This window comes from Methylorubrum aminovorans, assembly GCF_022179725.1.
Taxonomy (GTDB): Bacteria; Pseudomonadota; Alphaproteobacteria; order Rhizobiales; family Beijerinckiaceae; genus Methylobacterium; species Methylobacterium aminovorans.
This window is the reverse complement of record NZ_BPRC01000093.1, coordinates 1-904: the sequence shown is the minus strand read 5'-3', so window position 1 is coordinate 904 and position 904 is coordinate 1. Positions and strand designations below refer to the sequence as shown.

Below are 904 nucleotides of genomic sequence, written 5' to 3'. Positions count from 1 at the left end.
GCGGATCGCCACCAAGTGACGCTGTTGCCGAACCGGTTGGACGACTATGTGTCCGAAGACAATCCGGTGCGCGTCGTCGACCTGTTCGTAGACGAGCTTGATCTCACGGCCCTGGGCTTTGCGAGCATGATGCCGGCCGCGACCGGACGGCCCGGGTACCATCCCGCGACGCTGCTGAAGCTCTACCTCTACGGCTACGTCAACCAAGTTACATCCAGCCGCCGTCTGGAGCGTGAGGCCGGTCGCAACGTCGAGCTGATGTGGCTGACCGGCCGCCTCGCCCCCGACTTCAAGACCATCGCCGACTTCCGGCGCGATAATGGTCCTGCGATCCAGGCCGCTTCCCGCCAGTTCGTGGTGCTGTGCCGACAACTCGGCCTCCTGGCCGGTGGTGTCGTGGCTCTCGACGGCAGCCGCTTCAAAGCGGTGAACACGCGTGATCGCAATTTTACCCCGGCGGCGGTCCGGCGCCGCATCGAGCAGATCGAGGCCAGCATCGCGCGCTATCTCGCCGCCCTCGACACCGCCGATCGCCAGGAGGACGAGGTCGCCCACGTGCGCAAGGTGCGCATCGCGGAGCGTCTGGACGCCCTGCGGACGCGGATGCGCGAACTGCAGGCGATGGAGTCGCTCGTCGAAGCCGCCCCCGACCGGCAGATCTCGCTGACCGATCCGGACGCGCGGGCGATGGCCACGCGCGGCAAGGGGACGGGGATGGTCGGCTACAACGTGCAGGCGGTCGTTGACACCGAGCATCATCTGATCGTCGCCCACGAGGTCACCAACGTCGGGCACGACCGCACCCAGCTGGCGCACATGAGCCGCCAGGGCCAGGTCGCAACCGGGCATGAAGCGCTCAGCGTGCTGGCTGACCGCGGCTACTTCTCGGGCGAGGAGATCCTAG

The 904-nt window shown here is 67.3% G+C and carries 1 protein-coding gene; it reads left to right on the top strand.

Features of this window, described 5'->3' with window-relative positions:
• Positions 1 to 904, top strand: a 904-nt coding sequence (locus MFF24_RS28640) for an IS1182 family transposase (protein ID WP_238229222.1), incomplete at both ends; no start/stop codon positions are given.